Source organism: Mycobacterium simiae (assembly GCF_008370645.1).
Lineage (GTDB): Bacteria > Actinomycetota > Actinomycetes > Mycobacteriales > Mycobacteriaceae > Mycobacterium > Mycobacterium simiae_A.
Window position 1 is genome coordinate 1 of the sequence record NZ_VTZN01000163.1, and the last position, 10,440, is coordinate 10,440.

Annotated in this window: 7 protein-coding genes; 1 reads left to right on the forward strand and 6 read right to left on the reverse strand. The window is 63.2% G+C overall.

Translation table 11 applies throughout. The annotated features are described in order from the left end of the window. The 3 genes from F0Q45_RS20720 to F0Q45_RS20730 all read right to left on the reverse strand — a co-directional run. On the reverse strand, nt 1-976 hold a 976-nt coding region (locus F0Q45_RS20720), incomplete at its 3' end, for a nitrite/sulfite reductase (protein ID WP_149655730.1). Between the two features lie 826 nt (nt 977-1,802). After that, nucleotides 1,803-3,113, reverse strand: a complete 1,311-nt coding sequence (locus tag F0Q45_RS20725) for a PPE family protein (RefSeq protein WP_149655731.1) — start codon at nt 3,111-3,113, stop codon at nt 1,803-1,805. A gap of 462 nt (nt 3,114-3,575) precedes the next feature. Further along, complete coding sequence (locus F0Q45_RS20730; RefSeq protein WP_149655732.1) at nt 3,576-4,961, reverse strand: FAD-binding oxidoreductase; 1,386 nt, start codon at nt 4,959-4,961, stop codon at nt 3,576-3,578. A gap of 456 nt (nt 4,962-5,417) precedes the next feature. On the opposite strand from F0Q45_RS20730, the gene F0Q45_RS20735 reads away from it, so the two are divergent. Beyond that, entirely contained in the window at nt 5,418-6,554 is a 1,137-nt protein-coding gene (locus tag F0Q45_RS20735) for a 6-phosphofructokinase (RefSeq protein ID WP_149655733.1), read from the forward strand. A gap of 271 nt (nt 6,555-6,825) precedes the next feature. Here the strand turns inward: F0Q45_RS20735 and F0Q45_RS27940 are convergent, their stop codons facing one another. The 3 genes from F0Q45_RS27940 to F0Q45_RS20745 all read right to left on the reverse strand — a co-directional run. Continuing rightward, nucleotides 6,826-6,996, reverse strand: a complete 171-nt coding sequence (locus F0Q45_RS27940; RefSeq protein ID WP_188113062.1) for a hypothetical protein — start codon at nt 6,994-6,996, stop codon at nt 6,826-6,828. 36 nt (nt 6,997-7,032) lie between these two features. Continuing rightward, nucleotides 7,033-9,438, reverse strand: a complete 2,406-nt coding sequence (gene ppsA / locus F0Q45_RS20740) for a phosphoenolpyruvate synthase (protein WP_149655734.1) — start codon at nt 9,436-9,438, stop codon at nt 7,033-7,035. A gap of 18 nt (nt 9,439-9,456) precedes the next feature. Next, the coding region (locus F0Q45_RS20745; protein WP_373425047.1) for a dihydroorotate dehydrogenase-like protein at nt 9,457-10,440 on the reverse strand (984 nt) is incomplete at its 5' end.

Consider the following 10,440-nt stretch of genomic DNA (forward strand, 5'->3'; position numbering starts at 1 on the left):
CCGGCTCGGGGGCCGGGCCGTCGATGAGCCGGCGCTGGAGGTATTCCGTTTCGAGGACTTCCCGGAACTTTTCGATGCCCCAGTCCTTCACCAGGAACTTCAGCCGGGCCTTGGCGCGCAGCCGCCGGTAGCCGTAGTCGCGGAACAATTGCGTGACCGCTTCCCAGATGTCGGGCACCTCGTCGAGCGGAACCCACGCGCCGACCCGCTGGGCCAGCATCGGGTTGGTCGACAGGCCGCCGCCGACCCACAGGTCCATCCCGGGCCCGTGCTCGGGGTGGTTGACGCCGATGAAGGCGACGTCGTGGGTTTCGTGGGAGACGTCCTGTAGGCCCGATATCGCGCTCTTGTACTTGCGGGGCAGGTTCGCGTACTCGGGATTGTTCATGAAGCGGCGTAGGATTTCGTCGATCGCCGGTGACGGGTCGAGGATTTCGTCGACCGAGTCACCGGCCAGCGGTGAGCCGTGGATGGCGCGCGGGCAGTCGCCGCAGGCCTCGGTGCTCGTCAGCCCGACCGACTCGAGCCGCGCCCAGATCTCGGGCACGTCTTCGACTCGGATCCAATGGAATTGGACGTTCTCGCGGTCGCCGATATCGGCGGTGTCGCGGGCGTAGTCGGTCGAAATTTGACCCAGGGTGCGTAAGGTGGCGGCTGACATGGGTTTGCCGTCAGAACGCACCCGCATCATGAAGTATTTAGCCTCGATGGTGTCGGTGTTTTCCTCGCCGGTCCAGGTGCCGTCGTAGCCCTGCTCACGCTGGGTGTAAAGGCCCATCCAGCGGAACCGGCCACGCAGATCGGACTTATCGATGCTGTCGAAACCCTGCTTCGAGTAGACGTTGAGGATGCGGTCGCGCACATTCAGGGGCGCATCGTCCTGTTTGAACTTCTCGGCGTCATTGAGCGGCTCACGTTGCCCCAGCGCCCACTGGCCCTCGTTGCGGGTCTTGGTGGGACGGGCTGCTGTGGTCATGTGGCGTACTCCTTTGCGGACAGTGCCGACCTTGATTGCCGGCGTGCGACGCGAATCGCGTCGGCCGGCTGGGCTTGTTCCGGCGGGACCCACGGCCACGGCGATGAGGCAGCGGCAAGAACCCGAAGGTACTGCAGCGGACCCGCGGGTCATGACGACGATGTTTCGCCGTTCGCGTTGGCGTCGGTAGAGAGCGCCATGTTGTGACATCACAACTTTTCGTTGTGCCCAAGTTGTGTAGGGCGCTTTAGTTATCGTGTAGATCAGTGTAATTGGGCATAGTAATTGGGCATAGCCCGTTGAGTTCCAGCTTCTGCTTTCGAAATCGTAAGCGGGACAGGACGTCGCGTTTGATCTTAGAACGAGCCGTTCCCAGCTAATTGGCAGCAGGCTATCAGCGTTCTTTCCAACTTTCTCGCTATGACTGAACTGCGCTAGCTGATGACAGCTTTGCGTGAGCCGTATCTCTTCAGCAGTAGGGGAGCCATGCTAAGGCCGGACGAAATCCCTTCGGAAAAGTGGGAGTTGCCGCCGATCGTCACGCCTAATGGTGAGTATTTTGGTCCGCGTCACCGGCCGCGGCAGGGGCGCATCGACCCGGGCGGATGGCATCCGGGCATGCCTTTCGGCCGCTCGGCTTGGGATGAGTATCGGCTTACGCGTTGCCGCAACGAGTCCCGTCGGGTGGCCTTCGCAGGTTCCGATGGTGTTGACTGAACTTCCGTTCTTCGCCCCGGAGCGTCCACGCGACGGGCCGCCGCCGGAGCCGAGGCGGTGGCCCAGCCATCGTTCCAAATCGATTCTGCGGAAGCCTCAATCGCTCAAATCACACCGACACCAAGTTCCCCGCATCGGCAGTGGTCGCGAAATTCGAATTCCAACCAGCCGGCAGCATCGGTAGCCGCGGGCCGCCTGCCAACTCACCATCCACCACCATCGCCAGACCGGCAGCGTGCGCAACGCCGGACTTTGGCTCGGTCCCGGCAAACCCCGGCGTGCCGGCACTGTGAGCAACAGCGGCCCCCGGCATTGGCGCTTCCGAACAAACAGCGGCCGTCGATGCCGACACCAACTGCGCCTTCGGCAACATCGCCGTCGGCTCCACGGCACCGACAGCCGCAGCTGCCACCGGTGCTGCAACCGGACCCGCTAGCGTGGTCACGCTCGAGCTAGCCGAAGCCGCGGAGGCGGCCAGTGTCGTGGCCGTGGCCAACCCACCCGCCAGGGTCGAAACCATCCCAATACTTTGACTCATGATCCATTGAATGACCAGATTTCCAATGGAGTAGCCCAAGACGAAAGGGAGCATGCAAATAGCGAAAAGTTCTATGAAGACGGTCAGCCACGTTAGGCTCAAGTATTGAAGAATCTCAATCGCTAGACTTGTATCGCCAATGGCTAGCACGTAAGCAAGAAAGAGGAGCACTGTAGGCGTAAATATCACCACGATCAGTGCAAAAATGATGAACGCCGGTATAGCTATGATCTCGGTGCCAACGCATTCGATCATGTCCCATAAAATACGGAATATCGGAAAGGGCTCGTGGCTGACGACCCGGGCAACGTTGGCTACGATGTTGCCGGTAGAATTGGCGCCGGGTTTGATGATGAATGGCGCCGGTGGGATGACTGGTGCGCAGGCTAACGTAGCCGCAGAAACAGTGTCGTAGACGCTCATTGTGGTGGCGGCTTGAATCCACATACGCACATAGTCGGCCTCGTTGAGCGCGAGCGGGATGGTGTTGATGCCAAAGAAATTCGTCGCCGCCAACGCCGCGTGGGTGGCGTGGTTGCCGGCCAACTCAGGTAGTGTCGGCATGGTTGCCACTGCGCTGTTATAGGCCGCCGCCGCGGCGTCATGTGCCTCAGCGTTCGCAGCGCTATCGGAACTGGCCCGGATCAACCATGCCACGTATGGCGTGTAGGCCAGCACACAGCTCTTCTCGCCAGCACCTCGCCACGCGCCTTCCTGCATCGCGGCCAGAGTCGCGGTGAGTTCTTCAGCCACTGAAGCATATTCGGCGCTAAGTGACGCCCATCCGGTAGCGGCTACCAGCAACGAAGCGGAACCCGGACCAGCGTCTAGCAAACCCGAATGCACTTCCGGCGGCGAAGCCATCCATACCGGTGCGGTCATGCCAAGCGAGGCTCGTCCGCGGCCACAGCCAAGGCATCGGCAGTGGCCTCACTTGTCCCGGCCTTACTCACACCCATCTCAGGCCGGCCCGACCTTCCAACCATGTAGAACGTCACCACAAAATCTCCTCCTAAACACTCCGACTGCCCAAGCCGTCAAGCCACGACCGCCCGACTGCTCAACGACCCACGTGGCCAATATTTGTTGTGGTATCACCGTCGTCGGTTCTGATATCACGTTGTGCGCCGCGTTCAACCGTTCACACGACGTGATCGCCGACTAGTAGGAAGATGGCGGCGGCAAGTGTTGATGTCAAATTACGAAGCCTTATCAATCGATAATCGAAAACTATTGATAATGGGCCTGCTGGTCGCGCTCCGAAGGAGTGCAGACCCGAGTCTCTGGGCTGCAGAGCTGATTACCGCACCTGCCTCTTTCCCGAATATTGGGAGTGTCTCTTGGCTACGGTCCCTGCGCCGGTAGCAGGACATCGGGGTTGAGAATGCCGGCCGGGTCAAAGCTTTGCTTGATTCGGTACATGAGGCTAATCTTGGCCGGATCCTCGAGTTGGAGAAAGTACGGAGTTTTTACCCGGCCGAGGCCGTGTTCACCGGAGATGGCGCCGCCTAGTTCCATTGCCAGCGCGAAGATGTCGGTCATTAACTGCTTCTTTTTCGCCGGGTCCTTGCAAATGATGGCCATGTGTACGTTGCCGTCGCCGGCGTGCCCGCAACCGATCGCTGCGCCGCCCGCTGCCGCCGCCAGACTTCGTGCGGTGCTGAGGAACTTCGGCATCGACGCACGCGGGACGACAGTGTCGATGATGTCGTCGGCGCCCGCAGCCTTCGCCGCCCAAAACGCGTTCTCCCGTGCCTCGATCAGCTTGCGCGCCGCGCTCCCTTCCAGGATGTAAGCGTCAGTCGCGCCTAGCTCAGCCAGCATCTCACCCGCGGTCTCGACATCCTCCATCAATCGATCCGCCGTGCGGTTCTCCACCGCCACAAGTAGATACGCTTCGCAGCTGTCGCGAACCTGGTCTGGAATACCCAATTCCAGGTTCTGGGTGTGCACGAGCGCGGCCATTGTCATGTTGTCGATGTATTCCACGATGTAGGGCGCAAGGCCGCTGGCGACGATTTTGGGCACCGCCGCCGTGACTTGGTCGAAGTTGGCGAATGGGGCTAGCACGCTGGCGTTGTGGCCGAGCCGCGGATGCAGCTTGACAATCACCTCAGTGACCAACGCCAACGTTCCTTCGGAGCCGACGATGAGCTGGGTCAGGTCGTAGCCGGTGGACAGCTTGGCGATCTTGCCGCCGGTGCGGATGATCTCACCGGTCGGCAGCACCGCCTGCAATCCGAGGACATTGTGGCGGGCTATCCCGTACTTGACCGCGCGCATGCCGCCGGCGTTGGTTCCGACGTTTCCGCCGACGCTGGAGGACAATTCGCCTGGGTGCACCATGTACCCAAGCCCGGAATCGGCGGTCGCGGAGTCCAGTTCGGTCAGCGTCACCCCAGGCTCGACAACGGCGACCTGGTTGGCCGTATCGACCTCCAGTACGCGGTTCATGCGTTCGAAGGAGATCAGCATCCCGCCCGCGCGCGGCCGCGCCGCTCCCGACAAACCGCATCCCGATCCACGCGCGGTGACTGGCACGCCGCGTTCGGTGGCCGTCGTCAGCAGCTGGGAAACCTCTTGGGCGGTAACCGGTTTCACGACGTACGCGGGCTGCTGCGGTGGCAGTGTTAACTCCTCGTCATGTGCGTAGTCATCGGGAATCGCGTCACCAATCAGCACGTGGCTGTTCCCGACGATGTCCACCAATCGTGCTGCGATGTCGCTCATCAAGTGCCTCACGTTTGTGCCGTTCCGGACCGCGACTCACTCTAATAGCCGGTGCCGACGCGGATAGGGCGGATAGGCACCGGACCGGATGCGATGCGTCGTGTAGCCACCCGCGGGGTCTGCCATCAGGCCCGGAAACCGCAGGCCTACAACAGCAACTGCGCCGGTAATTCCCTGCATTGCATGCGTTAGTCGGGGATGCGGTCGAAAACGACCTTGAGTCTCAGCTCGGCAAAACGGCGATGAGGCACAACGGTTTGCATTTCTGGAGTTGCGCTCCCCGGGGCCGGGGCGCGCTGGGCGAATCAGAGCGAATCTGCCGCTTCGTGGTAGCCGGGTGTGCCGCACCGAGCTTCCCAAGCTGATTGCGGCGATGCGCTGTCCGTCTCAGCGATACCGTTCAGCGTTGCGCTTTCCGGCTCCGGTTGCGGTGGTGCCTGGCGTAGGGTGCGTCTCGTGAGGTCTTCGATAAAGCGGGTTGCGCTGAGCACCGGCGGTGGCGACGCGCCCGGACTCAATGCGGTCATCCATGCGGCCACCTTGGCGGCACGAAACCGTGGCTGGGATGTTGTCGGGATCCGTGATGGCCTCAACGGCCTGCTATTGCCGACGGAGTATCCCGATGGCGGGTTGATCGAGCTGACGCGGGACAGGGTTCGCGGCATCATCCACCAAGGCGGCACCATCATCGGTACCACCAATCGCGGCAACCCGACGGCCTATCCGGCGCAACAGAGCGACGGCAGCTGGGTCGAGGTGGACCGCACCACAGAACTGCTGGGCCGCTTCGACGAGCACGGGATCGATGCCTTGATCATGGTCGGCGGTGACGGATCGATGGCGATCGGACAACACCTGTACCAGGCCGGGCTGCGGCTGGTCGGCGTACCCAAGACGATCGACAACGACCTGGACAAGACGACGTCGACTTTTGGCTTCGACAGTGCCGTCGACTTCGCCTCCGAATGCATCGACCGGCTGTTCACGACCGCGACCTCGCATGGGCGGATCATTGTGGTAGAGGTGATGGGCCGGTATGCAGGATGGATCGCCCTCAATGCCGGCATGGCTTCGGGAGTGCACGCGATCCTCATCCCAGAGATCCCGTTTAGTCTCGAGCCGGTGGCCGCCGTGATCACTGACCGGGAACGGCACGGCGCGAAGTTCTCCATCATCTGCGTCGCCGAGGGCGCTCGACCGGTCGGTGGAGCGGTGTCGATCGTGGGTAAGTCGGTAGGGCAGGCCGAACGCCTCGGTGGCATCGGCGCCAAGGTGGCCGCCGAGCTCGAGCGGATGACCGGACGCGAGGCGCGCACGGTGGTGCTCGGCCATTTGTTACGCGGCGGTTCGCCGACCTCGTTCGACCGACTGCTTGGCCTGCGCTTCGGCGCCGCCGCGGTGCGGGCTCTCGACGAGGGCCAAAACGGGGTGATGGTGGCGCTCAACCCACCAACAGTTGATTACGTGCCGCTCGCCGAGGCCACGCGCCGGCAAAAGACGGTCCCGCTCGACTGCGACTCGATACTGACCGCACGCGACATGGGGATCAACTTCGGCGACGACATGCCCAGCCACAGCACGATCGGACGATAACCGCGCGGTGTCGGCGTGACTCGTTGCCGCACTGCTAGCCCTCGGACAAACCAACGGCATTTGTCGACCACAGCGGCCGCAGCGGGGTCGGAAACAGCTTGGGACAACGCGACATCGAAGTTGAGAAACAACAATGACTCACGACCGATGGCGGTACCAGCCAGCTGGCCATATGATTTGAGGGCATTCGGGAGTTCTGAGATTCGCTTGTCGCCGGTGTGCACGGCAATATCGGCGAGGTCGGCCACCACGACGTCGGCGCCACGCTGGATCAGCCCGTCGGCTTGTCCGGTGCTGTGGACACCGGCCGCCGCGTCAGGTAGTCGTTGAACAGCGACGCCCAGGCCGCGCGCTGAACGGAGGCGGCGTCGGTAAGTACGCCGTAGAGGTCGAAGATCACCGCGTCGTGATAACGCGGATCGATGACAACCGGTGGATTCACGTCACAGCTCCTTATCGACAGCAGAGGCAAGAGAATTCATTGCAGTGGCGCGGCCTGCTGCTCGAGTTGGAGGATCTGGCGGGTGGTCTTGACCACCACATCGGGGTTCAGGCTGATCGAGTCGATACCGATACGGACCAAGAATTCGGCCATGTCCGGGTAATCAGACGGCGCTTGTCCGCACAGCCCGGAGTGAATTGCGTTGCGGCGGCAGCCTTCCACGGCCAGGCGGATCATCTCCTTGACGCCCTCGTCGCGTTCGTCGTAGTCGAAGGCCACGATCTCGCTGTCCCGGTCGACACCGAGGGTGAGCTGAGTCAGGTCGTTGGAGCCGATGGAGAAGCCGTCGAAGCGTTTGGCGAATTCGTCGAGCAGGATGACGTTGTTGGGGATTTCGCACATCGCGTACACCTCAAGCCCGTTCTCGCCGCGCTGCAGACCGAGGTCTGCCATCGTCTTGAGCACCAAGTCCGCCTCGGCGACACGGCGCACGAACGGCAGCATGATGATCACGTTGGTCAGCCCCATCTCGTCGCGCACCCGTCTCATCGCGCTGCACTCCAGCGCGAAACCCTCGGCATAAGCCGGGTGCGCGTACCGCGAGGCGCCGCGAAAGCCGATCATCGGGTTGCTTTCGACGGGCTCGAAGCCGCTGCCGCCGATCAGGCTGGCGTATTCGTTGGTCTTGAAGTCCGACATCCGCACCACAACGGGCTTGGGCCAGAAGGCCGCCGCGATCGTGCCGATGCCCTCGGAGAGCCGCTGCACAAAGTAGGCGCCTCCGTCGGCATAGCCGCGGGTGAGCCGGTCGATCGTCCGGCGCGCCTCGGGGTCGTCGACCTGGTCGGGATGCAGCAGGGCCAGCGGGTGCACCTTGATGTATTCGCTGACGATGAATTCCATCCGGGCCAGTCCCACACCGTCATTGGGCAAGAACGAGGTCTTGAACGCCAGATCGGGGTTGCCCAGGTTGATCATGATCTGGGTGTGTGGCCGCGCCAGGTCGGCCACTTCGGTGCGGTCGACGTGGAAGCCGACTTCGCCGCGGTACACCCGCCCGGTGTCGCCCTCGACGCAGGAGACCGTGACCACCTGGCCATCCGGCACGCTCGTGGTGGCATCGCCCGCGCCGACCACGGCCGGGATGCCGAGTTCACGCGCGATGATCGCCGCGTGGCAGGTGCGCCCGCCGCGGTTGGTGACGACGGCCGCGGCGGTCTTCATCACCGGCTCCCAGTCCGGGGTGGTGGTGTCAGCGACCAGCACCTGGCCGGGCTGGAAGTCCGCGAGCTGCTCGAGGTGCTCGATGCGTTTCGCCACACCCATTGCGACCTTCTCACCGACCGAGCGTCCCTCAGTGAGGACCTCACGCTTCTCGTCGGAACCCTCCAGCACATACGTTTCAATGGTCGTCAGGCTGCGTTGGGAAGCCGCGGTCTCGGGGCGGGCCTGCACGATGTAGAGCCGCCCGTCCACGCCGTCTTTGGCCCACTCGATGTCCATCGGCCGGCCGTAATGCTTCTCGATGGCGCAGGCGTAGCCGGCCAGCTCGAGAACATCCTCATCGGTGATACAGAAGTGGGCGCGGTCGGCCTTCGGGGTGGGGATGTTACGGGTGGTTTGCTTGGTCCCACCCTCGACGAAGACCATCTTCACCGCCTTGTCGCCGATCAGCCGGCGCAGCACGGCGCGGTGACCGGCCAGGTAGGTCGGCTTGTGGACGTAGAACTCGTCGGGGTCGACCGCACCTTGCACCACGTTCTCGCCCAGCCCGTAGGCGCCCGTCACGAAAACCACGTCGTTAAAACCCGATTCGGTGTCGATGGTGAACATCACCCCCGAGGAGGCAAGGTCGGAGCGCACCATCTTCATCACGCCGATCGACAACAAAACCTTGAACTGGTCGAAGCCCTGGTCGATGCGATAGTGGATGGCCCGGTCGGTGAACAGGCTGGCGAAACACCGGCGGCACGCGTCGAGCAGGCTCTCCGACCCAGTGATGTTGAGAAAGCTTTCCTGCTGGCCGGCGAAGCTGGCCGTCGGCAGGTCCTCGGCGGTCGCCGAGCTGCGCACCGCCAGGCTGATGTCCTCGCCGTACTCGTCTTGCAGCATGCGGTAGGCGGCCACGATCTCGGCCGCCAGGTCGTCGGGAAGTCCGGCGCCGTAGACGATTTCGCGGGCGTGTTTGCCTTTGCGGGCCAGCGCGGTGACGTCGTCGGGGTCCAGGTCGTCCAGTTGGGCGTGTAGCGCGTCCCAGGCGCCGGCGCTGTCCAGCATGTGTTTGTAGGCTGCCGCGGTGATGGCGAAGCCGTGCGGGACGCGGACCCCTTGCTCGGATAGCTTCTGGAACATCTCGCCGAGTGAGGCGTTTTTCCCGCCGACCAGCGGCACATCCTCGATGCCGAACTCTTCGAAGAAGCGAATGTAGGTGAAGGTGCTCATAGTTTTTCCTCCGTTGGTTCAATAGTTTTCGTAGAAACCGCTGTTGGCTTTGCGGACTGCCCAGACGTAGTCCGCGCGTTCTCGGGCCTCGGCGTCGGCGGACTCGGGCACCGCCAACAGCCCACGTACCTCGTCGACGGACTGAAAGCCCTTGCGGCTCAGCCAGTCGGACAATCCTTGCAGCAGCACGCCCGCGTACTCGGGGCTGTGGCGCAGCAGCGCCGACGCCGACTGCACCACATCTGCCCCCGCGAGCAGGTACTTGGCCAGATCGGCGGCGTGCTCAACTCCCGTGCTGGCCGCCAGACAAGCGCGTATCCGCCTGTGCAACAACGCAATCCAGGTCAGCGGTAAGCGCGTGTCCGCCGGCGTCGACAGCGCCACGGTGCGCACGGTGCTCAGTGTCTCCGGGTCGATGTCGGGCTGCAGAAACCGGTTGAACAGCACCAGCCCGTCCGCCCCTGCGTCATCTAACCGGTGCACCATGTCGGCGGTGGCGCTGAAGTAGGGGCTGAGCTTGACGGCGACGGGAACCGTTGCCGCGGTTTTGACCTCGGCCAACACGTCGAGATGGCGCTGCTCCACGGCCGCGCTATCGACACCGGCGTCGCCGGGCAGATAGTAGATGTTCAGTTCGATCGCCGCCGCGCCGGCGTCCTGCATACAGCGGGCGTAGCGTGCCCAGCTGCCCGGTGTCGACGCGTTGAGGCTGGCGATGACGGGGATGTCGACGGCGGCCGCCGCACGTTCGATAAGACGCAGGTAACGCTGAGCGCGGCTACCGCTGTCCACGGTGGGCGGGAAGTAGGTAAGCGACTCCGGGTAGCTTTCGCTGCCCTGGGCGGCCATCAGCTCGTTGTTCTCGGCCTCGCGGCGCAGCTGTTCTTCGAACAGCGAATACAGCACCACCGCACCCACACCGGCATCAGCGAGCCGACGCACACCATGCAGCGTCTGGCTCAGCGGTGACGCCGAGGCCAGCAGCGGATTGCGCAGGCGCAG